At 71.9% G+C, this 26,192-nt stretch carries 22 protein-coding genes; 12 read left to right on the plus strand and 10 right to left on the minus strand.

Going from position 1 to position 26,192, the window contains the following annotated elements; all coding sequences use genetic code 11:
- Nucleotides 1–217 precede the first annotated feature (217 nt).
- The gene (locus ACZ7LU_RS34625; RefSeq protein ID WP_471918997.1) at nt 218–2,815 is read right to left on the minus strand and encodes a bifunctional FO biosynthesis protein CofGH; all 2,598 of its coding nucleotides are present in this window, start codon (nt 2,813–2,815) and stop codon (nt 218–220) included.
- Between the two features lie 198 nt (nt 2,816–3,013).
- Nucleotides 3,014–3,877: a TIGR03619 family F420-dependent LLM class oxidoreductase gene (locus ACZ7LU_RS34630; protein ID WP_471918998.1), complete on the minus strand. Its 864-nt coding sequence runs from the start codon at nt 3,875–3,877 to the stop codon at nt 3,014–3,016.
- Between the two features lie 85 nt (nt 3,878–3,962).
- On the opposite strand from ACZ7LU_RS34630, the gene ACZ7LU_RS34635 reads away from it, so the two are divergent.
- The 3 genes from ACZ7LU_RS34635 to ACZ7LU_RS34645 all read left to right on the plus strand — a co-directional run bounded on the left by ACZ7LU_RS34635 (nt 3,963) and on the right by ACZ7LU_RS34645 (nt 6,575).
- The gene (locus tag ACZ7LU_RS34635; RefSeq protein WP_398303216.1) at nt 3,963–4,391 is read left to right on the plus strand and encodes an ankyrin repeat domain-containing protein; all 429 of its coding nucleotides are present in this window, start codon (nt 3,963–3,965) and stop codon (nt 4,389–4,391) included.
- A gap of 59 nt (nt 4,392–4,450) precedes the next feature.
- Complete coding sequence (locus ACZ7LU_RS34640) at nt 4,451–4,822, plus strand: antibiotic biosynthesis monooxygenase family protein (protein ID WP_471918999.1); 372 nt, start codon at nt 4,451–4,453, stop codon at nt 4,820–4,822.
- Between the two features lie 199 nt (nt 4,823–5,021).
- Complete coding sequence (locus tag ACZ7LU_RS34645; RefSeq protein WP_471919000.1) at nt 5,022–6,575, plus strand: CehA/McbA family metallohydrolase; 1,554 nt, start codon at nt 5,022–5,024, stop codon at nt 6,573–6,575.
- Between the two features lie 8 nt (nt 6,576–6,583).
- On the opposite strand, the gene ACZ7LU_RS34650 is transcribed toward ACZ7LU_RS34645, so the two are convergent.
- From ACZ7LU_RS34650 to ACZ7LU_RS34675, 6 genes are all read right to left on the minus strand, one after another.
- The gene (locus tag ACZ7LU_RS34650) at nt 6,584–8,059 is read right to left on the minus strand and encodes an aldehyde dehydrogenase family protein (RefSeq protein ID WP_471919001.1); all 1,476 of its coding nucleotides are present in this window, start codon (nt 8,057–8,059) and stop codon (nt 6,584–6,586) included.
- Nucleotides 8,056–9,795, minus strand: a complete 1,740-nt coding sequence (locus ACZ7LU_RS34655; protein WP_471919002.1) for an N-acyl-D-amino-acid deacylase family protein — start codon at nt 9,793–9,795, stop codon at nt 8,056–8,058. The genes ACZ7LU_RS34650 and ACZ7LU_RS34655 overlap by 4 nt, the downstream gene beginning before the upstream one ends.
- A 135-nt stretch (nt 9,796–9,930) precedes the next feature.
- Complete coding sequence (locus ACZ7LU_RS34660) at nt 9,931–11,058, minus strand: LLM class flavin-dependent oxidoreductase (protein WP_398303206.1); 1,128 nt, start codon at nt 11,056–11,058, stop codon at nt 9,931–9,933.
- 133 nt (nt 11,059–11,191) lie between these two features.
- A complete protein-coding gene (locus ACZ7LU_RS34665) occupies nt 11,192–11,977 on the minus strand; it encodes an SDR family NAD(P)-dependent oxidoreductase (protein ID WP_471919003.1) in 786 nt (261 codons plus the stop codon).
- Between the two features lie 59 nt (nt 11,978–12,036).
- A complete protein-coding gene (locus tag ACZ7LU_RS34670; protein WP_471919004.1) occupies nt 12,037–12,999 on the minus strand; it encodes an LLM class F420-dependent oxidoreductase in 963 nt (320 codons plus the stop codon).
- A 561-nt stretch (nt 13,000–13,560) separates the two neighbouring features.
- On the minus strand, nt 13,561–14,811 hold the full coding sequence (locus ACZ7LU_RS34675; protein WP_468304975.1) for an amidohydrolase family protein: 1,251 nt from the start codon (nt 14,809–14,811) through the stop codon (nt 13,561–13,563).
- 309 nt (nt 14,812–15,120) lie between these two features.
- Between ACZ7LU_RS34675 and afsR the strand changes: the two genes are divergently transcribed.
- The 3 genes from afsR (at nt 15,121) to ACZ7LU_RS34690 (ending at nt 18,868) form a co-directional block, all read left to right on the plus strand.
- Nucleotides 15,121–18,099, plus strand: a complete 2,979-nt coding sequence (gene afsR / locus ACZ7LU_RS34680; RefSeq protein WP_471919005.1) for an SARP-family global regulator AfsR — start codon at nt 15,121–15,123, stop codon at nt 18,097–18,099.
- Nucleotides 18,100–18,301: 202 nt separating this feature from the next.
- Nucleotides 18,302–18,481: a sigma-like protein gene (locus ACZ7LU_RS34685; RefSeq protein WP_468610462.1), complete on the plus strand. Its 180-nt coding sequence runs from the start codon at nt 18,302–18,304 to the stop codon at nt 18,479–18,481.
- Between the two features lie 186 nt (nt 18,482–18,667).
- Nucleotides 18,668–18,868, plus strand: coding sequence for a hypothetical protein (locus tag ACZ7LU_RS34690; protein ID WP_398303196.1), 201 nt, complete (start codon nt 18,668–18,670; stop codon nt 18,866–18,868).
- Between the two features lie 297 nt (nt 18,869–19,165).
- On the opposite strand, the gene ACZ7LU_RS34695 is transcribed toward ACZ7LU_RS34690, so the two are convergent.
- Nucleotides 19,166–20,002 carry a hypothetical protein gene (locus ACZ7LU_RS34695; RefSeq protein WP_471919006.1) on the minus strand — a complete coding sequence of 279 codons (837 nt, stop codon included), beginning with the start codon at nt 20,000–20,002 and terminating at the stop codon, nt 19,166–19,168.
- Nucleotides 20,003–20,082: 80 nt separating this feature from the next.
- Between ACZ7LU_RS34695 and ACZ7LU_RS34700 the strand changes: the two genes are divergently transcribed.
- Complete coding sequence (locus ACZ7LU_RS34700; RefSeq protein WP_471919007.1) at nt 20,083–20,718, plus strand: hypothetical protein; 636 nt, start codon at nt 20,083–20,085, stop codon at nt 20,716–20,718.
- Nucleotides 20,719–20,780: 62 nt separating this feature from the next.
- The gene (locus tag ACZ7LU_RS34705) at nt 20,781–21,176 is read left to right on the plus strand and encodes a VOC family protein (RefSeq protein WP_398303190.1); all 396 of its coding nucleotides are present in this window, start codon (nt 20,781–20,783) and stop codon (nt 21,174–21,176) included.
- Here the strand turns inward: ACZ7LU_RS34705 and ACZ7LU_RS34710 are convergent.
- A complete protein-coding gene (locus ACZ7LU_RS34710) occupies nt 21,154–22,782 on the minus strand; it encodes a FadD3 family acyl-CoA ligase (RefSeq protein WP_471919008.1) in 1,629 nt (542 codons plus the stop codon). The genes ACZ7LU_RS34705 and ACZ7LU_RS34710 overlap by 23 nt on opposite strands.
- 113 nt (nt 22,783–22,895) lie before the next feature.
- Here ACZ7LU_RS34710 and ACZ7LU_RS34715 point away from each other — a divergent pair, with 113 nt between their 5' ends.
- The 4 genes from ACZ7LU_RS34715 to ACZ7LU_RS34730 all read left to right on the plus strand — a co-directional run bounded on the left by ACZ7LU_RS34715 (nt 22,896) and on the right by ACZ7LU_RS34730 (nt 26,187).
- Nucleotides 22,896–24,047, plus strand: a complete 1,152-nt coding sequence (locus ACZ7LU_RS34715) for a lipid-transfer protein (protein ID WP_471919009.1) — start codon at nt 22,896–22,898, stop codon at nt 24,045–24,047.
- A gap of 89 nt (nt 24,048–24,136) precedes the next feature.
- Nucleotides 24,137–24,586 carry a Zn-ribbon domain-containing OB-fold protein gene (locus ACZ7LU_RS34720; RefSeq protein ID WP_471919010.1) on the plus strand — a complete coding sequence of 150 codons (450 nt, stop codon included), beginning with the start codon at nt 24,137–24,139 and terminating at the stop codon, nt 24,584–24,586.
- Nucleotides 24,583–25,374 carry an enoyl-CoA hydratase/isomerase family protein gene (locus tag ACZ7LU_RS34725; RefSeq protein ID WP_471919011.1) on the plus strand — a complete coding sequence of 264 codons (792 nt, stop codon included), beginning with the start codon at nt 24,583–24,585 and terminating at the stop codon, nt 25,372–25,374. The genes ACZ7LU_RS34720 and ACZ7LU_RS34725 overlap by 4 nt, the downstream gene beginning before the upstream one ends.
- Before the next feature lie 126 nt (nt 25,375–25,500).
- Nucleotides 25,501–26,187: a hypothetical protein gene (locus ACZ7LU_RS34730; RefSeq protein ID WP_471919012.1), complete on the plus strand. Its 687-nt coding sequence runs from the start codon at nt 25,501–25,503 to the stop codon at nt 26,185–26,187.
- The last annotated feature ends 5 nt before the right edge of the window (nt 26,188–26,192 follow it).

Genomic DNA, 26,192 nt, shown 5'->3' on the forward strand with positions numbered 1-26,192 from the left:
TCGCTCGGGCCAAGTGTTCGTCTGCGGAGTCGCTCGGGTCAAGTGTTCGTCTGCGGAGTCGCTCGGGTCGAGGACTCGTTTGCGGATTCGCTCGGGCTGGGTCTTCGTCTGCGGCGCCTCTTGGGCTGAGCGCGCAGTTCCCCGCGCCCCTTACGGGCCGCGCCCTCCGCGGCGCGGCCCCAGAGGCGACAGCCCCTTTGTGACAGCCCCGCCCTCCTCAGCCCTCCACCAGCGGCAGCAGCTCCGGCAGGTGGCCGTCCGAGGCCAGTGCCGCGCGCTGCCGCTCCTCCGGGACCTCGCCGTACAGCGTCGTGCGCGGCTTCGCGGGGCGGCCTGCCGCCTCCGCGATGGCCACCAGGTCCTCGATGGACCGGTAGGAGCCGTAACTGGAGCCCGCCATGCGGGAGATGGTCTCCTCCATCAGCGTTCCGCCGAGGTCGTTCGCACCGGACCTGAGCATCTCGGCGGCGCCCTCCTGGCCCAGCTTCACCCAGCTGGTCTGGATGTTGGGGATGTGCGGGTGCAGCAGGATCCGCGCCATCGCCGTCACCGCGCGGTTGTCGCGGGTGGTCGGCCCCGGCCGGGCGATGCCCGCCAGATAGACGGGCGCGTTCGTGTGGATGAAGGGCAGCGTCACGAACTCCGTGAAGCCGCCGGTCTCCTGCTGGATCGCGGCCAGCGTCCGGAAGTGGCCGAGCCAGTGGCGCGGCTGGTCCACATGGCCGTACATCATCGTGGACGAGGAGCGGATGCCCAGCTCGTGCGCGGTCTTGATGACCTCGATCCAGGTGGCCGTGGGCAGTTTGCCCTTGGTGAGGATCCAGCGCACCTCGTCGTCGAGGATCTCGGCGGCCGTCCCCGGGATCGAGTCCAGGCCCGCCTCCTTGGCGGCGGTCAGCCATTCCCGGATCGAGAGCCCGGTCCTGGTCGCGCCGTTGACGACCTCCATCGGCGAGAAGGCGTGCACGTGCATGCCCGGCACGCGCTCCTTCACCGCCCGTGCGATGTCGAAGTAGGCGGTGCCCGGCAGGTCCGGGTGGATGCCGCCCTGCATGCACACCTCGACGGCGCCGACGTCCCAGGCCTGCGCGGCCCGGTCGGCGACCTGGTCCAGGGAGAGCGTGTAGGCGTCCGCGTCGGTCCTGCGCTGGGCGAAGGCACAGAAGCGGCAGCCGGTGTAACAGACGTTGGTGAAGTTGATGTTGCGGGTGACGATGTACGTGACGTCGTCGCCGTTGACCGTCTTGCGGATGTCGTCCGCGACCGAGCAGAGCGCGTCGAGCGCGGGCCCGTCGGCGTGCAGCAGCGCCAGCGCCTCGTCGTCGGTGAGCTTCGTGGGGTCGTCGGCGGCCGTGGCGAGGGCGGCGCGTACGTCGCCGTCGATGCGGGACGGCACCATGCCGGGCGCGGCCTGCTCGCGCAGGGCCTCCCAGTCGCCGTACACCTCGTCGAAGTCGTCGCGCCGGTCGGCGGTGCGGCCTTCCGTGTCGATGGTGCGGTGCAGGTCGGTGCGGCCGGAGGAGGCGACGTACCCCTCGTCGGGCTCCTGCCAGGGGTGGCCCTCGACGACCGCGTCGGGCCGGGCGAGGCCGGTCTCGGGGTCGGCGAGCGCCCGCAGGTGCGGGAGGAGCCGCGGGTCGAGCCAGGGCTCGCCGCGCTGCACGAACTCGGGGTAGACGCAGAGACGTTCGGCGAGCGTGAAGCCCGCCGCCGCGGACCGCGCGGCCAGCTCGTCCAGCTTCGGCCAGGGCTTCTCGGGGTTGACGTGGTCGATCGTGACCGGCGACACGCCGCCCCAGTCGTCGATGCCGGCGCCGATCAGCCGCTCGTACTCGCCTGCGATGAGGTTGGGCGGTGCCTGGATGTTGCCCGCCGGGCCCATGATGTGCCGGGCGACGGCGATCGTGGCGACCAGGTCGTCGATCTCCGCGTCGGGCATGCCGCGCATCGCCGTGTCCGGCTTGGCGCGGAAGTTCTGGATGATCAGCTCTTGGACGCCGTGGTACGAGCGGGCGACGCGGCGCAGCGCGAACAGCGAGTCGGCGCGCTCCTCGTACGTCTCGCCGATCCCGATGAGCAGCCCGCTGGTGAAGGGGACGGACGAGCGGCCCGCGTCCTCCAGGACCCGCAGCCGCACGGCGGGTTCCTTGTCCGGGGAGCCGTAATGCGGCATGCCCGGCTCGGACCAGAGGCGGGTGGCGGTCGTCTCCAGCATCATGCCCATGCTGGGCGCGACGGGCTTGAGCCGCTGGAAGTCCGTCCACGTCATGACGCCCGGGTTGAGGTGCGGGAGCAGGCCCGTCTCCTCCAGGATGCGGATCGAGATGGCGCGGACGTACGCGATGGTGTCGTCGTACCCCTCCGCCTCCAGCCACTCGCGGGCCTCGGGCCAGCGGTCCTCGGGCTTGTCGCCGAGGGTGATGAGGGCTTCCTTGCAGCCGAGTTCGGCCCCGCGCCGCGCGATGTCGAGCACTTCGTCCGGGGACATGAACATGCCGTGGCCGTCCCGGCGCAGCTTGCCGGGCACGGTCGCGAAGGTGCAGTAGTGGCACTTGTCGCGGCAGAGCCGGGTGAGCGGGATGAACACGCTCTTCGAGTACGTGATGACGCCCGGCCGCCCCGCCGCTTCGAGCCCCGCGTCCCGCACCCGGGCCGCGGACGCCGTGAGGTCGTCGAGATCCGCGCCCCGCGCCTGCAGCAGGACCGCGGCTTCCGTCACGTCGAGCGCGACGCCGTCCCTGGCCCTCCTGAGCGCGCGCCGCATGGCGTTCGCGGTGGGTCGTCCGGGGCCGGGGGGCTGCGCGCTGTTGGTCATGTCTCTGAGCATACGAGCGAGAACACCTGCCTCCTCCGGATACTTCCGTCCCGCGTACCCCCGCCCGGTACTGCCGTGCTTGCCCCCGTACTTCCGTCCCCGTGCTCGCGCCTGCGCACTCCGGCTCGCGCGCCCGAGAAGCCCGAAGGCCCGACGGCCCGACGGCCCGACGGCTCGACGGCTCGACGGCTCGACGGCTCAGGGGGTCACGTACCGCCCGAGGCGGTCGAGCGCCTCGCACACCTCCGCCTCCCCGGCCGGCGGCAGCTGCACGATCACCTCGTCCACGCCGAGGCCCTCGTAGTGGGCGAGCTTGCCCGGGTCCGGCTCGACCGCCGTCACCGCCACGTACAGGTCGTCGGCCTCGCGGCCCGCGTCCGCCCACGCCGACCTGAGCACGGGCAGCGCCTCGCGCAGGCCGCTGCCGCCGACGGGCATCCAGCCGTCCGCGTACTCCGCGACGTGCGCGAACAGGCCCGGCCCCGCGGCCCCGCCGATGAGCGTGCGCGGCCCGAACAGCGGCCCCTTCGCGAGCCGCTTCCTGGGCACCCGCCGCGGCTTCGGATGGACCTCGCTCGCCCGTACGGCGCCGAACTCGCTCTCGTACGCCTTCGGGCGGTCCGCCCACAGCGCCCGCATGACCGCCATCCGGTCCCGCACGAACTCCCGGCGCCGCGGCCACGGGACACCGTGGTCCTCGGCCTCCTCCCGGTTCCAGCCGTAGCCGATGCCGAGGGTGACGCGGCCGCCGGAGAGGTGGTCGAGGGTCGCGATCTGCTTGGCGAGGTCGATGGGGTCGTGCTGGGCTACCAGGGCGATGTTCGTGCCGAGGGCGATGCGTGTGGTGACGGCGGCGGCCTGGGCGAGGGCGATGAAGGGGCTGAGCATGCGGGCGCACTCGGGCGGCAGTTCACCGCCCGGGTAGGGCGTCTCGCGCGGGACCGGGATGTGGGTGTGTTCGGGGAGGTAGAGCCCGGCGAAGCCGCGCCGCTCCAGTTCCCGGGCCAGGCGTACCGGCGTGATCGTCCTGTCGGTCATGTGGAGCGTCGCGGAGATGCGCACGGAGCCCTCCGGGAGTGTCGGGGCACTCTTCCTACCCCGGGAAAGTCGGTTGGTCCATGCCTGTGCGCTCATTAACCTGGCCCGCGTGAAGAGACGCCGGCAGAAGAAGCTGACCAGGGAGCTCGTGTTCGCCGCGGCGCTCGGCGTGACGGGCACGGTCCGGGCCCTGCTGCGGGCCGGCGCCGACCCGGAACTCCCCGACACCGACGGCACGACGCCCCTGTACGCCGCCTCGGTGCACGGCGCGGCCGACACGGTGCGGGTCCTGCTGCGGGCGGGCGCCCGGCCCGACACCGAGAGCCGCGGCCTCACCGACGGCACGCCGCTGTGCGGGGCCGCCGCCTGGGGTCACGTCGACACGGTCCGCGAACTCCTCGCGCACGGCGCCGACCCGAACCTCCGCGAGGACGACGGCACGGGGAGCACGCCCCTGCGCTGGGCCCGCCAGGGCGCGTCGGGTCCACATCCGGAGACGGAGGCGGTGCTGCTCGCGGCAGGAGCGGTGGAGGCCTGACCGCAGCGCCAACAAGGCCTGGCCGCAGGCTGGTTGAGGCACCTGGCTAGGCTGCTCGAATGATCACAGACACGCGTCCGGGCGACGGCACCGACCGTACTCCCGCCTCCTCCGTCACGTTCATCAACGTCTTCGAGATCGAGGCGGAGGACGTCGACGCGTTCGTCGGGAAGTGGGAGGAGCGGGCCCGCCTCATGCGGGACAAGCCCGGCTTCATCGACTCCCGCATGCACCGGTCCCGCGCGACGGAGACCCGGTTCCAGCTCGTCAACGTCTCCCACTGGGAGAGCCAGGAGGCGTGGGAGGCGGCCACCGCCGACCCCGACTTCACGGCCCGCACCGATGCCGCGCCCCGGCGGACCAGCCGTCCGGTCACGCCGAACGCGGGGGTGTACGACGTCGTGGTGGACCTCAGCGCACCCCGGACCTGAGCGCACCCCGGACCTGAGCGCCCCCCGGACCTGAGCGCCCCCGGACCTGAGCGCCCCCACAGGTCCGCCCTCCGGGCCACGTCCGTCGGCCACCGGGTGGAAAACCGTCACTCGCCTTCCCTTGCGGCGCAGTTCACGGCTCAATACCAGGGTTGCACGCACCACCCACGTCACCACCGACACCCTGGGGAGCCGCAGCATGTGCGAGAACGACGCCGAACACCCGGCGCACAAGGGACCGAACCGGCGCGGACTGTTCGTGACGGGAGCCGCCGCCGCGATTACGTTGGGCAGCGTGAGCTTCGCCAGTGGCGCCGAGCGGCGCGCTCCCGGGCGGGACAGGGCGCCGGGGAGCAAGGAGACGAGAACGGTGCGCGGCACGCTGCCGCCCGGCTCGCCCGACTTCGTGTACCTGCCGGTCGAAGTCCCGGACGGGGTGGCCGAGTTCCACGCCTCGTACACCTACCAGAAGCCGGCCGTGCCGCCCGGCACCCAGGGCAACGCCCTCGACATCGGCGTGTTCGACGAGCGCGGCACGGAGCTCGGCGGCAAGGGCTTCCGCGGCTGGTCCGGCGGCGCCCGCACGGAATTCTTCATCCGCGCCGACGACGCGACGCCCGGTTACATCCCGGGCCGGATCCGCGCGGGCACCTGGCACATCGCGCTCGGCCCGTACACGGTCGCGCCCGAGGGCCTCCCCTACGAGGTGACGATCACCCTCACCTACGGGAAACCGGGCCACACCCCGAAACCCTCCTACCCGCCGGAGCGCGCGAAGGGCCGCGGCCGCGCCTGGTACCGCGGCGACTGCCACCTGCACTCCGTGTACTCCGACGGCAGGCGCACCCTCGCCGAGATCGCCGCCCTGGCGCGGGCGGCGGGCCTCGACTTCATCAACAGCTCCGAGCACAACACGCACTCGGCGCACGCCCACTGGGCGGAGCACGCGGGCGACGACCTCCTGATCATGCTCGGCGAGGAGGTGACGACGCGGAACGGCCACCTCGTCGCCCTCGGCACGGACCCCGGCACGTTCGTCGACTGGCGCTACCGTGCCCGCGACAACCGCTTCGGCAGGTACGCCCGCAGGATCCGCGACGCTGGCGGCCTCGTCGTCCCGGCCCACCCGCACGCCACCTGCGTCGGCTGCAACTGGAAGTTCGGCTTCGGCGAGGCGGACGCGGTCGAGGTGTGGAACGGCGCCTACACGCCCGACGACGAGGTCTCCCTCGCCGACTGGGACAGCATGCTCGTCACGTCCGTACGCGGCGGGCGCAGGCCGTGGATCCCCGCCATGGGCAACAGCGACGCGCACCGCGACCCCGACCGCATCGGCGGCCCGCAGACCGTCGTCCTCGCCGACGACCTGACCCGCGAGGCCATCCAGGACGGCATCCGCCGCGGCCGCTCCTACATCGCCGAATCAAAATCCGTGGAACTCACCTTCACCGCGGCAGGCGGCAGAGGCAGCCACGCAGGCATCGGCGGCCGCCTCCCCGTCGCCCCCGACACCCCGGTCACGATCCGCCTGGACATCAAGGGCGCCCCCGGCTGCACACCCCGCTTCGTCACCGACCAGGGCGTCCTGCACACGGGCTCCGCACTCCCCGCCTCCGGCACAGGCACCCTGGAATGGCGCACGACACCGTCATACGCGGCCTACGTCAGAGCAGAAGTCCGCCACCCCCCGACGACCCCGCCCCTCCCGGGCCCCCTGTGCGCCTTCACAAACCCGATCTTCCTGGGCGACTGACCGTGGCCTCAGCCCGGCCAGACGAGTGACTGGAGTTCGCTGTATGCGTGGAGGGCGTACGAGCCGACGTCGCGGCCCACGCCGCTCTTCTTGAAGCCGCCGAAGGGGGCCTCCATGTTGCGGCCGATCGTGTTTATGCCGACGCCGCCCGTGCGTAGGCGGTGGGCGATGCGGAAGGCGCGGGCCACGTCGCCGGACCAGACGTAGTCGATGAGGCCGTAGTCGCTGTCGTTGGCCAGGGTGATCGCCGTTTCTTCGGCCTCCTCGGGGGTGGTGGCGTCGAAGGGGACCACGGTGATCACCGGGCCGAAGATCTCCTCGCGGACCGCCCGCATGTCGGGGGTGCAGTCGGCGAGGAGGGTCGGGGCCACGTAGAAGCCGGTCGGGAGTGGGGGGCGTTCGCCGCCTGTGACGAGGCGTGCGCCCTCCTTTCGGGCGTCCTCGACGTATGACTCGATGCGGTCGCGGTGTGCGGCGGAGATCACCGGGCCGACCGCCGTTCCCCGTTCGGCCGGGTCGCCGACCTTCAGGTGGGTGGCGTAGGTCGTCAGCTTTTCCAATAGGGGCTTATATATTGCCCTTTGGGCCAGTACGCGTGTCGGTGCCGTGCAGATCTGGCCGCTGTAGAAAGAGAACGTCGTGCCTATGCCGGCCACCGCCGCGTCCAGGTCCGCGTCGTCGAGGACGATCGCCGCGCCCTTGCCGCCGAGTTCCATCAGCTGGCGTTTCATGGCGCGGCCGCACACCTCGCCGATGCGCTGCCCGACGGCGGTCGAGCCGGTGAAGCTCACCATGTCGACGTCCGGGGACGCGACGGCCGTCTCGCCGACGGCCACGTCCGTGCCGGAGACGACGTTCACCACGCCGGGCGGGACACCCGCCTCCTCCAGGGCCGCCGCCATTGCGTACACCGACAGCGGGTCCTGCGGCGCGGGCTTCACGACGGCCGTGTTGCCCATCGCGAGGGCGGGCGCCACCTTGCCCGCGGGATTGGCCCACGGGTTGTTGTAGGAGGTGACGCAGGTGATGACGCCGACCGGGCGGCGGACCGCGAGCGCCCCCATGACGGCTGCTTTCCCCATCAGCCCCGCCTCGTTGATCTGCGGTGGGAGCGCCGTCTCGACCGGCTCCAGCGCCCCCTTCGCGTACCGCTCGAAGCGCGCCACCGCCACCGCCACCTGCATGCCGTGTGCCGTCGCGGTCGTGGCACCGCTCTCGGCCCGCGCGAGTTCGGCGTACGCGGCCGAGTCGCGCCGCAGGATCTCGGCGGTGCGGGACAGTATCGCCGCGCGCTCCTCGGGCGTCGTGCGCGACCAGCTCGCGAAGGCCTCGCGGGCCGCCGCCGCGGCGGCCAGGACCTGCTCGGTGCTCGCCTCGGGGGCGAGGCCGACGACCTGCTCGGTCGCGGGGTTCGTCACTTCGTGGTGCCCGTGGTCCGGCTCGACCCACTCTCCGCCGATGAACAGCCGCCTGGGCGCGTTCATTTCGTGCTCACCGTCCGGGTGTCCCGCCCCGAGCGCAGCACCTTGCCCGGCACCGCGCCGGTCACCACGTCCTCACGGATCGTCTCGACCCCGTTGACCCAGACCGCGTTGACGCCGATCGCCTTGGAGTCCAGGCGCGGGCTGTCGCCGGGCAGGTCGTGGACGAGGGTCGCCTTGCCCGCGTCGATCCGCTCGGGGTCGAAGAGGACGAGGTCGGCGTGGTAGCCCTCGGCGATCCGGCCGCGCTCGCGCAGCCCGAAGAGCCGGGCCGGATCGTCGGTGAGCATCTTCACGGCCTGTTCGAGGCTCGCCAGCCGGCGTCCGCGCAGGCAGTCGCCGAGGAAACGCGTCGTGTACGGGGCCCCGCACATGCGGTCCAGGTGCGCGCCCGCGTCGGAGCCGCCCAGCATGACGTCCTCGTGCTGCCAGGCCTCGGCGCGCAGGGCCCACGAGGCGGGGTCGTTGTCGGTGGGCATCGGCCACAGGACGGTGCGCAGGTCGTCGGCCGCGCAGATCCCGACCAGGCACTCGAACGGCTCCTGCCCGCGCTCGGCCGCGATGTCGCCGACGACGCGCCCGGTGAGGCCTTCGTTCTCCTCGGAGTACGTGTCTCCGATGACGTACCGGTCGAAGCGGGCGAGCCGCCGGAAGACACCCGCCTCCTTGCTGCCCGCGCGCCGCAGCATCTCCGCGCGCACCTCTGGGTCGCGCAGCTTCGCGATCCGCTCCGGCACGGGCAGGCCCAGGATGTCGCCCCAGCCCGGGATGAGGTTGAGGGCGCAGAACGTGCCGAGCGACATGTTCATGGGCGTGAGGATCGGCATGGTGAGCGCGACGACCCGGCCACCCGCCTTGCGGGCGCGCTCGCTCGGCACGAGCTGGCGGGGCACGCGCTCCGGGACGGCGGCGTCGATGGTGAGCACGTTCCAGTTGAGCGGCCTGCCCGCCGCCGCGCTCATCTCCACGAGCAGGTCGATCTCGTCGTCGCTGAACTGGTCGAGACAGCCCGCGACGATCGCCTCCAGCTGCGTCCCCTCGTGCTCGGCGACGGCACGGGAGAGCGCGAGGAGCTCCGCGGGCTTCGCGTGCCGCGAGGCGACCGGCTGCCCGTCGCCGTCCGAGTGAGTGGACGACTGGGTGGTGGAGAGCCCCCAGGCCCCCGCGTCCATCGCGTCGTGGAAGAGGCGCAGCATCTCCTCCAGCTGGGCGGGCGTGGGCTGCCCCCCGACGGCGTCCGCGCCCATCACGTACCGGCGCAGCGCGCAGTGCCCCACCATGAACCCGGCGTTGACGGCGATGCGCCCGTCGAGGGCGTCCAGATACTCCCCGAAGGAACTCCACGACCACGGCGCGCCCTCTTCGAGCGCCACCAGCGACATGCCCTCGACCTTCGACATCATCCGCCGCGTGTAGTCGGCGTCGCCGGGCCGGTCCGGGTGCAGCGGCGCGAGCGTGAACCCGCAGTTGCCGCCCGCGACCGTCGTGACGCCGTGGTTGAGCGACGGTGTCGCGTACGGGTCCCAGAACAGCTGGGCGTCGTAGTGCGTGTGCGGGTCGACGAACCCGGGCGCGAGGACGCGGCCCCGGGCGTCCTCACTGGTCCTTGCCTCCTCGGTGACGGGCCCCGGCTCGGCGACGACGGCTATGCGCCCGTCCCGTATCCCGACGTCGGCGACGCGCGCGGGGGCGCCGGTCCCGTCGACGACGGTCGCGCCCTTGATGAGGTGGTCGAGCATGACGGGAGGTCCCCTTTCGAAGGGCGAACGGGAAGGGCGGTACGGGAGGGGCGGTACGGGAGGGGAAGGGTGGTACGGGAAGAAGGAGGGCCCCGGCCTCCGTCCGGGAGGGGAAGCCGGGGCGGTCGAGGGGTGCTACGCGCCGGCGGCCTGCCGGAACCGCGTCGTGCGGTGCACCGGATCCGTGTCGATCTTCGGAATCACGTGCTCACCGATCAGCTTGATCGTGTTCTTCGTGTCCTCGGGCGAGATCCCGATCGGCAGCCCGAAGCTGAGCTGGTCCGCCCCGGCCTGCTCCCACCGCTTGCACTGCGTGAGCACCTCGTCCGGGTCGCCGCAGATCATCAGCTCCTCGGCGATGAGCAGCTCGATGAGCTCCTCGGTGTAGTCGGGGAGCAGCTCTGGCCACTCCGGGATGCCCTCGGGCCGGGGGAAGGTGTCGTGGTAGCGGAAGAGCAGCGACTGGAGGTAGTTGAGCCCGCCGCCGACGGCGATCTCGACGGCCTTGGCGTGCGTCTCCGCGCAGATCGCCGTGGACGTCACCATGACGTTGTCGTTGACGAAGCCGCCGATCGCCTCGGCCTCCTTCACGGCCGTCTTGTACGACTCGACGACCCACTCCATGTCGGAGACCTTCTGCACGCTGAAGCCGAGGACCCCGAGGCCCTTCTTGCCCGCCATGGCGTACGAGGAGGGGGACCCGGCGGCGTACCACATGGCCGGGTGCGACTTCCCGTACGGCTTGGGGAGGACCTTGCGGGGCGGCAGCGACCAGTGCTTGCCCTGGAAGCCGACGTACTCGTCCTGGAGCCACATCTTGGGGAATTCGGCGATGGTCTCTTCCCATATCTCCTTGGTGTGGTTCATGTCCGTGATGCCCGGCATGAAGCCGAGGATCTCGTGCGAACCGGCACCGCGCCCCGTCCCGAACTCGAAGCGCCCTTCGGAGAGGTGGTCGAGCATGGCGACCTTCTCGGCGACCTTCACCGGGTGGTTCACGGGCGCGAGCGGGTTGAAGATCCCGGAGCCCAGGTGGATGCGGTCGGTCGCGTGGGCGAGGTAGCCGAGGAAGACGTCGTTGGCGGAGAGGTGTGAGTACTCCTCCAGGAAGTGGTGCTCGGAGGCCCAGGCGTATTTGAAGCCGGACTTGTCCGCCTGGATGACGTACTCGGTCTCCTCGATGAGCGCCTTGTGCTCCGCTTCGGGGTCGACCTTGGCCCGCTGGGCGGGCACGTATCCCTGTACAAAGAGACCGAATTCCAAGGAGGTTCACCGTCCTCGTGAGAGTCTGACGGTTTCTGACGAGCCGTCAGATTGTGATGCGTCGACTGTTCCACCGGCTCGGGAGGGCCGTCAAGGGCCGGGCGGGCCCGGGCGCTGGTTATCTGACGTGACGTCAGAAGATGCTGACCCCGGCGAGCCAGCCGCCGTCCACGACGAACGGCTGTCCCGTGATGTACGCCGAGTCGTCCCCGGTCAGGAAGAGCGCGAGCGCCGCGACCTCCTGCGGGCGCCCGATCCGTCCGAGCGGCACGAGCTTCTTGTACAGCTCCGCGACGGCCTCCCGCGCCTCCGTGGGGTCGGCGGTGGGATCCAGCTGCGCGGGGTTGGTCATGGGGGTGTCGACCGCCCCCGGGCACACGGCGTTGACGCGGATGTTCCTGGCGGCCAGCTCCAGGGCGGCGACCCGGGTGAGGCCGAGAATGGCGTGCTTCGTCGCGGCGTACGCGCCCACGTACGCCATGCCCGTGAGGGCCGTGTACGAGGCCGTGTTCACGATCGTGCCGCCGCCCGCGGCGCCGATCTCGGGCGCGACGGTGCGGATGCCGAGGAAGCAGCCGATCTGGTTGACCTGGATGAGCTGCTGGAACTCTTCGAGCGGGGTGCTGACGATTTCGTTGAACCGGAGGATGCCGGCGTTGTTCACGAGCCCGTCGACCTTCCCGAAGGCGTCCTTCGCGGCGGCCGTGGCGGCCTGCCAGTCCGCCTCCACTCCTACGTCCAGGTGGACGTAGGCCGCGGAGTCCGCACCCAGCTCCTTGGCGAGCGCCTCGCCCTGTTCGTCGAGTACGTCGGCGACGACTACGCGGGCTCCCTCCTCCACGAAGAGGCGCGCCTCCTGCTCGCCCTGTCCGCGCGCGGCGCCGGTCACGATGATGACGCGGCCGTCGAGCTTGCCCATGCCGTGCTCCCTATTCGCTCGTCATTCGGTCATCAGTGGTTCCAGTGGTGCCAGCGGTTTCAGAGGTTGAGATGTGGGGCCACTTCTGTCGCGAACGCCGCCATCTGGTCGGTGAGTTCGGTACGGCTGCGGCTGCGGAAGCGCACCTGGATCTGGTCCACGCCCATCGCGGCGTACTCGCGCAGGGACTCGGCGAGGGCGGCCGGCTTTCCGGAGAGCGTGCGGCGGCCCACGGGGTGGGCCGGCTCTCCCACGTACAGCGCCTCGGTGATCGCGCCGACGGTGACCGGTTCCTGGATCCCCGCCTCCTCCCGCAGCCGCCTGAGCCTGGCGATCTGCGCGGGCAGCGCAGCGCGCGGGTCGCCCTGCGGCAGCCAGCCGTCGCCGCGGGTGGCCGCCCTGCGCACGGCGGCGGGCGAGGAGCCGCCGATCCAGACGGGGACGCGGGCCTGGGTGGGGCGGGGCCGCTGCCCGAGATCCCGGAAGTCGTAGCGGTCACCGTGATGCTCGGGATACTCGTCCGGGCCGAGGGCCGCCCTCAACGCGTCGATCGTCTCGTCGAGGACCGGGCCGCGCCGCGCGAATTCGACGCCGAGTGCCTCGAACTCCTCCTGTACGTGGCCGGCGCCGACCCCGAGGATCAGGCGGCCGCCGCTGAGGTGGTCGAGGGTGGCGTACTGCTTGGCGGAGAGGAGGGGGTGACGCAGGCCGACGATGGCGACGTGGCTCAGGAGGCGGACGTTCTCGGTGACGGCGGCGAGGTGGGCGAGGGTGGCTACGGGGTCGTACCAGACGGTGCCCATCGCGTCGGCGAGGCGGCGCGGGATGGCGACGTGGTCGCAGGTCGCGAGGTAGGCGAAGCCGGTGCGGTCCGCGGTGCGGGCGATCTCGACGAGGTCTTCGGGGCCGGCTTGGGCTTCCCATGGTTCGGCGTAGAGCGAGCTCTGGGACTGGATCGGCAACTGCATCCCGTAGACGAGCACGGGCACCCCACCCTTCGTCTTGACCTGACGCCCCGTCATGTGGGGCGCCGCCGTCATGGTGCGGCCTGACGCCCCGTCAGACAACCCCTGCGGGCTGTCTGCGCGCGGCGTCGCGTTGTGCGGGTCGCGCCTTGGGTCCGTCTGTGGGTGCGGGGCCGCGGGGGTATGTACGTACTCGCCATCACTGCGCGCCACGCCTCAAGAACAAAGACGCCACAGTGCGCTCAGTGCTCCGTGCGCACATACCCCCACGTCCCCTCCCGTCTCGACCGCGGCGAACGGCCGGTGGGGGGCCTTGTCCCTTCCCCTGCGGGCCGTCGCGGGGCAAGCCCCACCCGCCCGTCCTCACCCCCCCCCGGGCGTCGCGGGGAACACCGGCCCACCCGCCCCACTCCCGGCGCAGAGCAGCCCCCACCCCGCCCGTCCTCACCCCCCAGGGCGTCGCGGGGAACACCCGCCCACCCGCCCCTACCCCCGCAGGACGGCGCGGGGCAAACGGGTGGGTGGGTGGGGAACATCCGCCGCGCAGCGGCGGGCTTGGGGCTCCTACCCCGGCAGGACGTCGCAGGGAGGCCCCCCACCCGCCCCCGGAGGGCAAGGTCACCGGCCGGGCCAGAGGCCCGACTCCGTCAGGCCGAGGAGGCCGACCGCATTGCCGCGGACGATGCGGTCGACGACCTCGGGAGCAAGGTGACCCATCTGCGCCTCCCCCACCTCCCGCGACTTGGGCCAGGTCGAATCGGAGTGCGGATAGTCCGTCTCGTACAGCACGTTCCCGACCCCGATGGAATCGAGGTTCCGGAGCCCGAACGCGTCGTCGAAGAAGCACCCGAAGACGTGTGAGGAGAACAGCTCGGACGGCGGCCGAGTCACCTTGTCCGCGACGCCGCCCCACCCCCTGTTCTCCTCCCACACCACATCCGCCCGCTCCAGGATGTAGGGGATCCAGCCGATCTGCCCCTCCGCGTACATGACCTTGAGGTTCGGGAAGCGTTCGAACTTGCCGCTCATCAGCCAGTCGACCATCGAGAAGCAGCAGTTGGCGAAGGTGATGGTGGAGCCGACGGCGGGCGGCGCGTCCGCCGAGGTCGACGGCATCTTGCTGGACGAGCCGATGTGCATGGCGATGACCGTGCCGGTCTCGTCGCAGGCGCGCAGGAAGGGGTCCCACTCGTCGGTGTGGATGGAGGGGAGCCCGAGGTGGGGCGGGATCTCGGAGAAGGCGACCGCCCGCACGCCGCGCGCGGCGTTCCTGCGCACCTCCGCGGCGGCGAGCTCCGCGTCCCAGAGGGGGATGAGGGTGAGGGGTATGAGGCGGCCGTGTGCCTCGGGGCCGCACCATTCCTCCACCATCCAGTCGTTGTACGCCTGGACGCAGAGGAGCCCGAGCTCCCGGTCCTTGGCCTCGGTGAACGTCTGGCCGCAGAAGCGCGGGAAGGTGGGGAAGCAGAGGGCGGACTGGACGTGGTTGACGTCCATGTCGGCGAGCCGGTCGGGGACGGAGAAGGAGCCGGGACGCATCTGCTCGTAGGTGATGACCTCGAGCCGGATCTCGTCCCTGGCGTAGCCGACCGCGGTGTCGAGGCGGGTGAGGGGGCGGTGCAGGTCCTCGTAGATCCACCAGTCCCCGATGGGTCCTTCCTCCCCCTGCTCCCCCATGACGGGGGCGAACTTCCCGCCCAGGAAGGACATTTCCCGCAGGGGTGCGCGGACGATCCTGGGGCCGCGGTCCCGGTACTTGGACGGGAGCCGGTCCCGCCAGACGTCGGGGGGTTCGACCGTGTGGTCGTCCACCGAGATGATCTTCGGGAAGGTCCCCGATGCGGTCTCCGAGCTCTCCGTGGTCTCCATGAATGCCACGGTAGCGCTGATCTGACGGTCCGTCAGCTAGTCGTACGCGGATGACCGCCCGGGCGAACGCGCGGGCACCGCCGCGGCCCGTGGCGGGAAAGCGATGCGGAATGTCGTGCGAGGACCCTGTGAGAGCCGTCTCCCACGGCTGACGCATCCGCCATGGACAAGGCAAACTGGCGGGGAGCAGGAACCGGGGGCACGACGGACCGGGCAGAACCGAAGGACCGCAGGGCTGCATACGAACCACCGCGGGCGGGCAGACCCGCGACCGGCATGATTGGGAACGGCAGGGCGGCAGGGGGAGCGATGGTCGATGTACCGCGAGTACCGGAGCAGCGGCGTCCGGCCTCGGGGAACACCCCCGAGGAGCGGACCGAGGGGCACCCCCCCGAGGTCCGGACGTCGCGCTTCAGCGTGCTCGGACCGGTGCGCGCGTGGCACGGCTCGGAACAGCTCAACACCGGATCCCCCCAGCAGAGGGCGCTGCTCGCGGCCCTCCTGCTGCGGGACGGCCGCACGGCCACGGCGTCGGAACTGATCGACGCGCTCTGGGGCGAGGAGCCGCCGTCGCAGGCACTGGCAGCGGTACGTACGTACGCGTCCCGGCTCCGCAAGGTGCTGCCCCCCGGGGTCCTCGTCAGCGAGGCCGGGGGCTATGCCGTCCGGGTCGGCGACGGCGCGCTGGACCTGGCCATGGCGGAAGACCTCTGGGCGGCCGCCGAGAAGGCCCGCAGCGTCGGCGACCTCTGCCAGGCGCGCACGCTGGTGAACAAGGCGCTCGGCCTGTGGGACGGCGAACCCCTGGCCAACGTCCCGGGGCCGTACGCCGACACCCAGCGCACCCGCCTCGACGAGTGGCGCCTGCAGCTCGTCGAGACCCGTCTCGACATGGATCTGGAGCAGGGCTGCCACGCGGAGGCGGTGTCGGAGCTGACGGCCCTGACGGCGGCGCATCCGCTCCGGGAGCGGCTGCGCGAACTGCTGATGCTGGCGCTCTACCGCAGCGGACGCCAGGCCGAGGCCCTCGCCGTCTACGCGGACACGCGCCGGCTGCTCGCCGACGAGCTCGGCGTGGACCCGAGGCCGGGCCTCAAGGAGCTCCAGCAGCGCATCCTCCAAGCCGACCCCACCCTCGCCGAGCCCACCGCCCCCGACCAGGAACCCATCACGACGGCGGTACGCCCGGCGCAGCTCCCGGCGACGGTCCCCGACTTCACGGGCCGCGCGTCCTTCGTGGACGAGCTGAGCGACATCCTCTCCACCGCCGAGGGCCGCGTGATGGCGGTGTCGGCGCTGGCGGGCATCGGCGGTGTCGGCAAGACGACGCTGGCCGTGCACGTCGCGCACGTCGCGCGCACCCACTTCCCCGACGGCCAGCTGTACGTGGACCTCCAGGGGGCGGGCGCGCGGGCGGCCGAGCCGGAGGCGGTCCTCGGCGCCTTCCTGCGCGCCCTCGGCACGGCCGACTCGGCGATCCCGGACTCCCTGGAGGAGCGTGCGGCCCTCTACCGCTCGGTCCTCGACGGCCGGCGCGTCCTCGTCCTGCTGGACAACGCCCGCGACGCGGCACAGGTCAGACCCCTGCTCCCCGGCATGGAGGGCTGCGCGGCGCTGGTGACGAGCCGCGTCCGCATGGTGGATCTGGCGGGCGCGCACCTGGTGGACCTGGACGTGATGTCCCCCGAGGAGGCGCTGCTCCTCTTCACCCGCATCGTCGGCGAGGAGCGGGTGACGTCGGAGCGCGAGGCCGCCCTGGACGTGGTGGCCGCGTGCGGTTTCCTGCCGCTCGCCATCCGGATCGCGGCGTCCCGCCTGGCGGCCCGCCGCACCTGGACGGTCTCCACGCTCGCGGCGAAGCTGGCGGACGAGCGGCGCCGCCTGGACGAGCTCCAGGCGGGCGACCTCGCGGTCAAGGCGACCTTCGAGCTGGGGTACGGCCAGCTGGAGCCGGCCCAGGCCCGTGCCTTCCGCCTCCTCGGCCTGGCCGACGGCCCGGACCTCTCCCTCGCGGCGGCCGCCGCGGTCCTGGACCTTCCCCTGGAGGAAACGGAAGACCTCCTGGAGTCCCTGGTCGACACCTCCCTGGTGGAGTCCGCGGCCCCCGGCCGCTACCGCTACCACGATCTCGTACGCCTCTACGCGCGTGCATGCGCCGAGCGGGACGAGCAGCCCCCCGGCGAACGGGACGCGGCGATGTCCCGCCTCCTGGACTTCTACCTGGCCTCCGCCGCCCGGGTCTACGCGATCGAACGCCCCGGCGACCGCACGGTGGACCACCTGGAGCCCACGGAACACGCGGGCCAGGACTTCACGGACGACACGAAAGCCCTGGACTGGCTCCACTCGGAGGCGGCCTGCATCCTGGCCTGCGTCCAGCAGTCCCTGGGCCCGAACACGCTCCGCCGCGCGGTGGACCTGCTGCTGGCTTCCAAGGATCTGGCGGAGTCGGGGGCGAGTTCGCTGCGGTACGAGTCGGCGACGTCGGCTGCGCGGGACGCGGCAGCGGCTTTGGGGGACGCCCACGCGGAGGCTCGGGCGCGGGTCACGCTCAGCCAGGTCCTCGGCAACTCGGGGCGCTTCGACGAGGCCATTCCCGAGGCCGACCGGGCCGCCGAGCTCGGTCCGCTGACCGACGACCCCTGGACCCGGGGCAACGCCCCGAACGAGCAGGGCATCGTCGCGTACTGCTTGAAGCGGCACACCGCCAGCGAGGCGTACCTGCTGAAGGCGGTCGAGGCATTCCGTGCCGACGGCAACCGCCCGGGCGAGGCGAGCACCCTGTGCAATCTCTCCCGGGTCCTGGTGGACGTGGGACGCACCTCCAAGGCCATCGACCTCGCGCGTGAGGGGGTGGCCATCTACGACGAACTCGGCCTCACCTTCCGTCTCGCCAACGCCAGGTACGCGCTCGCGATCGCCCTCAGTCACGCGGGCCGCTATGAGGAGGCGCTCGACCAGCTCACCGAGGCACTGCACGTCTTCGTGGAGAACCGCCAGCGCCTGTGGGAAGGGACCACGTACTTCCGTATCGCCCAGGTCCACCTCGCGGCCCGGCGGTCCACCGCTGCGGCGCAGCACGCCGAGCAAGCCCTCACGACCGGCTGCATCGGCGGCGACTGGATGCGCGCCAACGTATTGCTGCTGCTCGGAAGGTCCCTCGACAATCTCGGGCAGGCCGATCGCGCCCGGGCCTGCTGGCGCGAGGCGCTGTCCATCCACGAGCGAGCGGGTGCCCCGGAGGCCGCGGAGGCACGGGCGCTGCTCTCTCCTGTCGCAGCGGCCTGACACCCCCGGCCCAGGCGTTCATCGAACGTTTATGAGTGGCTGCCACTCTCTACTTGTCGATCCGTCGCGTCGGGGGGCAGACGGGTCGCCTTGGGCCCCACAGATAGGGTGAGCGGCCCTGGAACGCCCGTTCGGCGACCCTCGGGGGAGTTGCCGAGCGGGCGTTCTGCCCCAGCGAACCGTCGAACCCGAGGAGCCCGGCATGAGCGACGCCAAGCAGAACACGCAGATCACGACCATGGGCGACAGCCACATTCCCGCCCCGCCCAAGGACGGCCAGATCACCACGCAGGGCGACAGCCACATCCCCGCCCCGCCCAAGGACGGCCAGATCACCACGCAGGGCGACAGCCACATTCCGGCTCCGCCCAAGGACGCCTAGAGCTGCATTCCTGACGGGGGAACGATCGGCCGCGGCGGCGCGGAGGGGGAGCCGCCGCGGCCGACGCATGCCCGGGCCCGGTTCAGGCCAATCAATGGCGGGAACCACGCAAGCAACCCGAACAACCGTGCCCTTCACAAGTAGCGTCCCCGACGATCATCAGTTGCACTTTTCAAGGGAGTTGGAATGACCCGCACCAAGAAGGCCTTCGTCACCCTGGCCGTCGCCGCCGCAGTCGCGGGCGGCGCCGCGAGCCCCGCGCTCGCCGACAGCCACCTGCCGGTCTCCCCGCAGAGCGACAGCCACCTGCCGGCCCCTCCCGGTGACAGCCACCTGCCGGTCACCCCCCAGGGCGACAGCCACCTCCCGGCTCCCCCGCAGGGCTGAGCCGGGCAACGAGCTGCGGTGGCCCCCCGCGCGCGCCAACGCCGTGGCTCCCCTCCGGGGTTGGCGCGCGCCTGGCCTCACGGCTTCGGGGCGTGCGGGAGAACGTCCCGGTCGGGCATGCCGCGAGGGCAGCGGACCGGAGCCGTTCAGGTCGGTGGCACGGCTCCGGCGTCCGGGGTCCGGGGACTGGGAAGAGCGGCGACTGCGCTGCCATGCTGCCGCGCGCTCTCCTTCTTTGTGAGGCTAGGCCCGTCTGCGGCGGGGCGGAAGGCGCGACGCTGCACCAGACGGCCTGCGTCAATCGGCCCACTCCGCCAGGGACCTTTTCAGTGCCGCCACGAACGCGTCCCGCGTCTCCTCGTCCAGGAGGTCCAGGGAGAGGTAGGGGTTGAGGTCTTCCAGTTCGACCAGCAGCAGCTCCCCGGCACGGGTCCTGCACGCGTCGACCCGCTGGATGCCGTGGTCGATGGCGTTCCACTCGACGAAGCCCCGGGCGAAGGCCAGGTCGGCCTCGGTCGGGACGTAACGCTCCAGGTGCCAGCGCTTGGCAGGGTCGGGCGCGTACAGGGCGTACTGGAAAGCGTGGTCCACGAAGTAGAACGAGACCTCGTACGTGAAGTCGACGCACGGCTGGATCAGGATGCCGGACTCGGCCCGCAGCTCCGCGAGGCCCTCGCGGCTCACGAACTCCAGGCCTATGGAGTCCGCGCCCGCCTTCGGCTTGACCACGTACCTGTCCGTCTCGGGGAGGCGGCCGACGTCCCGCGGGTCGTCGACCGTGGGGATCACGGGGTGGCCGCCCGCCGTCAGGGCGAGCAGGTACTGCTTGCCGACCATGTCGGCCTTGCCGCTCAGCTGGTTGTAGACCCGCGCACCGCGACGCCCCGCCCGCTCCTTGAAGTCCTCCCACTGCGCCTCGTAGTGGAGGACGGGGCCGCTGTTGCGGACCACGACGGTGTCGAAGGCGCCCGTCTCCATCAGGGAGGCCGCGTCCAGCGGGTGGCACAGGGCCACGTCGAAGTCCTCGCGGAGGCGTGAGGAGAGGTAGATGTCCTCGTCGCAGTAGCGGCGGCCCTTCGCCTGGTAGGCGAGGTCCGTGACGAAGAGGATGCGGGGCTGTCGTGCGGTGTGCATCGGACAATCCTGGCAGAGTTGTTCGCTCGCCTGTCCGGCCGACGCACAGTCGTCCACGCTGTCGTGGCACAGTCATGGGCATGGTCACCTCGACGTACCGAACCCACCGAAGACGCCTCGGTGCCTGCGCGCTCCTCCTCGGCTCCGCCCTCGCCCTCACCGCCTGCGGCGACGAGCGGCCCGCCACGGACGCTGCGGCCCCCTCCACCGGCACGCCGTCCCCACCCCCCACGCCATCCACATCCCCCACGCCCTCGGAAGCCCCCGGCGCCTCCCCCTACGTAGAGCCCGGAGTCGTCGACGGCGCGCCCCACTACGGCGAGAACAACGCCTACCGCCGCCCCGGCGATATGTCCGTGGACTCCGCGGAGGCCGCACGCGTCGAGGCCGCCCGCGTCCGGCCCGTCCTGAAGCGGCTGTGGAAGGCGAAGAAGTGGGACCCGGACAGCGTGCGCGCCGCCCTCACCGGCGAGCTCGGGTACGAGGTCCGGAAGACGACCAAGGAGGGTGAGCTGATCGGCGGGCAGCTCGACGTGCAGGCGATGAACTCCCGTTACGGGGACGGGGATTACGTCACGCCCGAAGGCGCCGTGATCGGCCTCTACGTAGGCGACGACGCCTGCGTCACCGGCTTCGTCCAGAAGTCGAACTTCGAGGTCAGCACGAGCGGGCGCTTCATGGAGACCGGCTGTTTCGAGCCGCCGTCCGGGCACTGACCGCCCCGTCCCGGGCGAATTCCCGTGGACAACTCCCGCCCCCACAGCGGAGAGTGCCGGCCATGACTTCTCTCGTGCGCCACCTCACGTTCGACTCCCACGACGCCTACCGCCAGGCCACCTTCTGGGCCGAGGTCCTCGGCGGCAAGGTCTCCGACGACGATGCCCCCGGTGACCCTGAGGCCCTGGTCGAGTCGGCAAGTGTCACGCTGCTCTTCGTGACCGTGCCGGACACCAAGACCCTGAAGAACCGGCTGCACGTCGACCTCCAGCCGCAGGACCGCACCCGCGACGAGGAGGTCGAGCGGCTGCTCGCGCTCGGCGCGAAGCTGTACGAGGACCACCGGCGGCCCAGCGGCCGCGGCTGGGTCACCCTCACCGACCCGGAGGGCAACGAGTTCTGCGTGGAGTGCGGCGAGGCCGAGCGGGCCGCCCTCATCGCGGCCGGCGCCGAATAGCACCGGCAGTGCCACCCCGCAGCTCCCCCTTGACCACCTTCCCGCTCGCGTTCCGCGGCAGTTCCGGCACGAACTCCACGGCTCTCGGCACCTTGTAGTTGGCCATCTCCCGGCGCGCCCACGCGATCAGGTCGTCCGCCGTCACGACGGCCCCGGGCCGCCGCACCACGTACGCCTTGCCGACCTCGCCGAGCCTCGGGTCGGGCACGCCGATCACGGCGACGTCCGCCACCTCCGGGTGCAGGCCGAGGAGTTGCTCTATCTCGGCCGGGTAGGCGTTGAAGCCGCCGACGATGAACATGTCCTTGATGCGGTCCGTGATGCGGAGGTTGCCCGCCTTGTCGAGGACGCCCACGTCACCCGTCCGCAGCCAGCCGTCGGGCGTCAGGCACTGTGCCGTGGCGGCGGGGTCCTCGAAGTAGCCCCGCATGACGTTGTGGCCGCGGACGAGGATCTCGCCCGGGTGACCCGGCCCCAGCGGCTCCCCGGCGGGGCTCACCACCCGCACCTCCGTGTCGGGGATGGCCCGGCCCGACGTCGCCGCGATGACGTCGGGCGGGTCGCCGCGGCGGCACATCGTGACGATGCCGCTCGCCTCCGAGAGCCCGTACGCGGTGAGGACGGTGGCGATGCGGAGCTCCGTGCGCAGCCGCTCCACCAGCCGCAGCGGCACCACCGCGGCGCCCGTCACGACGAGCCGCAGCGCGGACAGGTCGTGCTGGTCGCGCGAGGGGTGGTCGAGGAGCGACTGGTGCAGGGTGGGCGGGCCCGGCAGGACCGAGATGCGTTCGGCGGCGACGTTGGCGAGGACCGTGTCCACGTTGAAGACCGGCTGGGGGATCATCGTCGCGCCCCGCATCAGGCAGGCGATGATCCCGGCCTTGTAGCCGAAGGTGTGGAAGAACGGGTTCACGATCAGATAGCGGTCGCCCTCGCGCAGCCCGGCGAGGTCGCTCCACACGTCGTAGCAGCGCAGGGTCTGGGCGTGGGTGATGACGGCGCCCTTGGGGCGGCCCGTCGTGCCCGAGGTGAAGATGATGTCCGAGGGCGCCGAGCCGTCGACGGACGCCGCCCGGGCGCGGACCGTCTCGCCGGGCACCCGGTCGCCGCCCGCCAGGAAGTCCTTCCAGGTGCGGAAGTCCTCCGGGGCGTCGTCCGCGAGCACGACCACGTCCTCCAGGTGCGGCAGGCCCGGCAGCGGGCCGGACCCGGGCCCCTCGGCCGCGGCGCGGCGCAGCGAGGCGACGTACGACGTGCCGAGGAACGTGCCCGTGACGAAGAGGAGTCGCGCGCGGCTGCGCGCCAGGACGTCCGCGGCCTCGGTGCCCTTGAAGCGGGTGTTGAGGGGGACGAGGACCGCGCCGGCGGAGACCGCGCCGAGCGCGGAGACGATCCAGTCGAGGGTGTTGGGCGCCCAGACGGCGACGCGGTCGCCCGGCTCGACGCCGTTGGCCATGCAGGCGGCCGCCGCGTGCTCCACGCGCTCGCCCAGTTCCGCGTACGAGACGCGGGTGCGGCCCTCGACGACCGCCTCCCGCGAGCCGTACCGTCCGGCGGCCGCCCGGACAAGCCCCGGGATGCTGCCCCACTCCAGGTCGCCGCGCATCGCAAGCCCCTCCCGCAGAGAACCCAGTAGCTGACTAACCGTCAGATTAGCTGTAGCCTGACGCGCTGTCAGCAGCCTTGACACGCTCGCGACAGGCGGAGGTGCCGTTGCCCATGGCTTCACTCAAGGACGCTACTGCGATCGTCGGGATCGGCCAGACCCCGTTCGCCAAGCAACTCGCGCAGAGCGAGAAGGAGTTGGCGTGCCGGGCGATCGTCGACGCGCTCGACGACGCCGGTATCGCCCCGTCCGAGGTCGACGCCTTCGCCTCGTACACGATGGAGGAGACCGACGAGGTCGAGGTCGCCAAGGCCATCGGCGCCGGTGACGTGACCTTCTTCAGCAAGGTCGGCTACGGCGGCGGCGGTTCCTGCGCCACGGTCGGCCACCTCGCCTCGGCCATCGCCACCGGCCAGGCGAGCGTCGGCATCGCCTGGCGCTCCCGCAAGCGCGGCAGCGGCCCGCGCCCCTGGAAGAACACGACCGTCCAACTCCCCACCCCCGCCCAGTGGACGCGCCCCTTCGGCCTCCTCCGCCCCGCCGACGAGATAGCGATGCTCGCGCGCCGCTACATGCACGAGTACGGCGCGACCCGCGACCACCTCTTCAACGTCGCCCTCGCCTGCCGCAACCGCGCCAACCAGAACCCCGCCGCGATGATGTACGAGCGCCCGCTGACCCGCGACATGTATATGACTTCGCGCTGGATCAGCGAACCGCTCTGCCTCTTCGACAACTGCCTGGAGACGGACGGCGCTCTGGCCTGCGTCATCGTCTCCGCCGAGCGGGCGCGCGACTGCCGCCAGAGGCCCGTGTACGTCCACTCCGTCGCCCAGGGCCTGCCCGCCCAGCACCACGGCATGGTCAACTACTGGAACGACGACCCTCTCTCGGGCCCGGCCTGGACGGCGGCCCGACACCTGTGGAAACAGGCCGACTTCGGACCGCAGGACGTCGACGTGGCGCAGATCTACGACGCGTTCACCCCGCTCATCCCGCTCTCCCTGGAGGGCTACGGCTTCTGCGGCCGCGGCGAGGGCGGCGCCTTCACGGAGGGCGGCGCGCTGGAGAGCGGCGGCCGGCTCCCCATCAACACGGGCGGCGGCGGCCTCAGCGAGGCGTACGTCCACGGCTTCAACCTCATCAACGAGGGCGTGAAGCAACTGCGCGGCACCTCCACGGCCCAGGTCCCGAACGCGACGACGTGCCTGGTGACAGCAGGCGAAGGGGTCCCCACCTCAGCACTGCTGCTGCGGTCCGCATAAGCGCCCTGGGGCCCCGCAGGGGCCTTCCAGGGGCGCGGGGAACTGCGCGAGCAACCAAAACCAAACCCGCACCCGGCAAAGGACAGCACATGGCAGACGCAACCCCCGACCCCCTCCTGACACCCACCATGGACGACGACGGCGCCCCCTTCTGGGCCTACGCCGCCCGAGGCGAACTCCGCATACAGTCCTGCACCGCCTGCGGCGAGCCAAGGTTCCCGCCCAGACCCTGCTGCCCCCACTGCCAGTCCTTCGAGAGCGACTGGCGCCGCATGAGCGGCCGCGCCCGCATCTGGTCGTACGTCTTCCCCCACCCACCCCTCCTCCCCGCCTACGCCGCGCAGGCCCCCTACAACGCGATCATCGTCGAGCTGGCCGACGCCCCCCGCATCCGTCTCGTCGGCAACCTCGTCGCTACGCCCGACGGCGAGCTGAACTCCGTACCCCCGGAGCGGCTGCGCATCGGCGCGAAGGTGCAGGTCGTCTTCGCGGACGTGGGCGGGACCGTCGTCCCGCGCTGGCTCCTGGAGCGCCCGTGACGTCCCCCGCCGCCCTGCGCACGGCGGTCGACGAGGGCACCGGCGTGGCGGTCCTGACCCTGGACCGCCCCGAGCGCCACAACGCCATCGACGTACGGACGGCGGACGAACTGGCCGCGACGTGGCGGCGGTTCCGGTACGACGACACGGTCCGTGCGGTCGTCGTGACGGGCGCGGGAGAGAAGGCCTTCTGCACCGGCATCGACCGGGACGCCGACGTGCCGCAGCCCAGCTCCCCGTACACGATCGACGATCCGCTGATCGCGATCGGCCCGAAGGCGAACGACCTGTGGAAACCGGTGATCGCCGCGGTCAACGGCATGGCGGGCGGCGGCGCCTTCTACCTCATCGGCGAGGCGGAGTTCGTCGTGGCCGACGAGCACGCCACGTTCTTCGACCCGCACACCACGTACGGCATGGTCAGCGCGTACGAGACGATCCACCTGGCGCAGCGCATGGCGTTCGGCGAGGTGGCGAGGATGGCGCTGATGGGCACGGCCGAGCGGGTCTCCGCGCGGCGGGCGTACGAGACCGGCCTCGTCTCCGAGCTGACGCCGCCCGGCGGCTCCATAGGCGCCGCAATCCGCGCCGCTGAGACCATCGCCTCGTACCCCACGGAGGCGGTGCAGGGCACCGTGCGGGCCGTCTGGTCGGCGAAGGAGGCGGCCCGCGCGCAGGCGCTGGCGCACGCACCCCATCTGATCGCCCTCGGGAACCTGCCGCCGGACCGCCAGGCGAAGCTGTTCGCGGAGCGGCCGCGGCGGGGCGGCGACTTCCGTATGCGGTAGCGAGGAGGGGCCTCGCGATCTACGCGTCCCTTCCCGTGGCGGGGTTCACGCACTCGGCGTAGCGTCGATCTTGAGAGACGCGTACGGATGCGCACAGCGAGTCGCACGCCAGGAGGAGGCCCGTTCATGGTCCGCAACGTCCTCGGGTCGATCCTCGCTCTCGCCGGAGCGACGGCCGCCGTATGGAGCCCCTTCCGAGCCTGGTACGACGGCCGTCCCGGACGTGACTTCCGCATTGGTGAGCTGTTCTCCGGCGGGGTCACCGACGCCAAGGCGGAGCTCTTCGGCTCCCTCTTCCTGCCGTTCGCCTTCGCGGCGCTCGTGACGCTGATCGGTCTCGTGCTGAGGTCGCGGCTCCTCGTGGCGCTCGCGGGCGTGCTGGTGCTCGGCTTCACGGTGCTGTGGATGGTCCGGCAGGGCCAGGCGGAGGGCAGTCTGGCGGTCGCGGGCGACGGCTCGGGCCTCGGCCTGGGCGTCCTGCTGAGCCTCGCGGGCGGTCTGGTGCTGCTGCTCGCGGCGGCACTCATGGCGGGGCGGCGCCGCAGACGCGGGCGCGGGCGCCGCAGAGCGACGGACCAGGACACGGTCCCGGCCGCTCCGGCACCGGCACCGGCACCCCCGGAGCCCTCCACCTACGGGGACCTTTACGGCGACCCCAACTATCCGGCGGACCCGTACCCCCCGCCGGACCCGTACCCGACGGAGCCGATCCCGACGTACCCGACGGACACGCCCCCGGCACCGTGGCAGGCCCCGCAAGCCCCGCAGAACCGGCCGGACCCACCCGACCGCCCCCGCGGCCAAGACGGCTAGACGGC

It is taken from the genome of Streptomyces sp. NPDC039462 (genome assembly GCF_055639375.1).